We start from the raw sequence: 1,602 nt of genomic DNA, 5'->3' as shown, positions 1-1,602 counted from the left end.
CGAGCACCACCGTCTCCGGGCGCGCACCGACCAAATCGGCCACCGCGGCGCGGGCCTCGGCGAGGAACTCGTCGGCCCGCCGGGAGGCGGGGAACGCGCCACCGGGCGCGGAGACCGGGGTGCGCATCGCCGTGCACACCGCCGAGGCCACCTCCTCGGGGACCAGCATCCCGGCGGAGCCGTCGAGGCGGACCCCACCGGCGCCCAGGCCGGGGTACAACCCTCGGATCCGGGCGACGTCGAACGCCATGCGCACACCGTACGGACGGGTAACATCGCCCGACGCGGGGGCCGCCCTGTCCGGTCCGGTGTCGGCCCGGCCCGACTACTCTGGGCGAAGGCAGGAGAGGCGACCCACCGCCGGACGGACCGGCGGCGCGTACCGAGTCGATCCAGGGATGGAGCGTATGACGGAGCCGACGAACCCCGAGGACGCAGCCGGCGGCCGAGACGACGGGTCACAGCACGTGGTCGTGGTGGGCCCGGACGGGCAGCCCATGGGTACGGCGCGGATCAATCCGGGCGAGGGGAACGAGCAGTCCGAGTCGGTCGGGGACATGGTCGAGGAACCGGCCAAGGTCATGCGGATCGGCACGATGATCAAGCAGCTCCTGGAGGAGGTGCGGGCCGCTCCGATGGACGAGGCCAGCCGCAACCGGCTGCGCGAGATCCACGCGACCTCCATCAAGGAGCTGGAACAGGCCCTGGCACCCGAGCTGCAGCAGGAGCTGGAGCGTCTGGTGGCGCCGTTCACCGCGGACAGCACCCCCTCGGACGCGGAACTGCGGGTCGCGCAGGCACAGCTCGTCGGCTGGCTCGAGGGGCTCTTCCACGGGATCCAGACGGCCCTGTTCGCCCAGCAGATGGCCGCACGCACGCAGCTGGAGCAGATGCGCCGGGGCCTTCCCCCCGGGCAGGGCGGCCAGAGCGGTGGCGGCGGTGACCAGCACGGTCCGGGAATGAACACCGGCCAGTACCTCTGACCGGCCGGCACCCCCGGCCGGACACCGTCACAGACGGCCGAACACCCGGTCGAGCCAGCGGTCGAGGGAGGCCTCGTACCGCTCGGGTGCCCGTCCGTCCCCGGTGTCCCGGACGCTGTCGGCCACGGCGGTGGTGACGGGGGCGGCCCACTCGGGGAGCGCGAACACGTGCTGCCAGTTCCCCTCCCGCATCCGCACCTGGGCGAGCAGCCGGTACCCGGCGACGGCCTCGGGCACCCGGAGCCCCTGCGCCGTCCGCGGCACGTACGGGCCGGGGGACGGGACGACCACCACGGTGGGGTGGGCCCGGCGCACCGCGGACGTCGGGTCCGTGTCGTCGTCGCCGCGGGTGGTGCCGACGCGGCCGGTGTAGTCGAGTGCCTCCCAGCCGCTGTGGTACGGGATCGCCCCCGGACGCGGGACGGCGACGGTGCGCTCGGGTGCCGGCACCTCGGCGCGCGCCAGCCCCGCACCGATGGCGACCTGGGCGCGCTCCAGGTCGGGCCCGTAGTTCGCCATCAGCGGCAGGTCCCGCGGCGTCACACCCGCCATGACCACCACGCCACGGTGAACACGGCCGCGGCCACCGGCACGGCACGGGCTCCCCGGGCGGCGGCGT

The 1,602-nt window shown here is 74.7% G+C and carries 2 protein-coding genes and 1 pseudogene; 1 reads left to right on the top strand and 2 read right to left on the bottom strand.

The window, feature by feature from the left end; all coding sequences use genetic code 11:
* A pseudogene (locus tag ACTIR_RS26130) lies at nucleotides 1-250 on the bottom strand (cysteine desulfurase-like protein); the annotation flags it as partial.
* 157 nt (nucleotides 251-407) lie between these two features.
* Between ACTIR_RS26130 and ACTIR_RS0100615 the strand changes: the two are divergent.
* Nucleotides 408-983: a bacterial proteasome activator family protein gene (locus ACTIR_RS0100615; protein WP_026452836.1), complete on the top strand. Its 576-nt coding sequence runs from the start codon at nucleotides 408-410 to the stop codon at nucleotides 981-983.
* Nucleotides 984-1,010: 27 nt separating this feature from the next.
* Here the strand turns inward: ACTIR_RS0100615 and ACTIR_RS0100610 are convergent, their stop codons facing one another.
* Nucleotides 1,011-1,535 (bottom strand): hypothetical protein, encoded by a 525-nt coding sequence (locus ACTIR_RS0100610; RefSeq protein WP_026452835.1) that lies wholly within the window; start codon nucleotides 1,533-1,535, stop codon nucleotides 1,011-1,013.
* Between the last annotated feature and the right edge of the window lie 67 nt (nucleotides 1,536-1,602).

This window comes from Saccharomonospora iraqiensis subsp. iraqiensis (assembly GCF_000430445.1).
Lineage (GTDB): Bacteria > Actinomycetota > Actinomycetes > Mycobacteriales > Pseudonocardiaceae > Saccharomonospora > Saccharomonospora iraqiensis.
The sequence above is the reverse complement of the archived record's forward strand: the minus strand, read 5'-3'. Positions and strand labels throughout refer to the sequence as shown.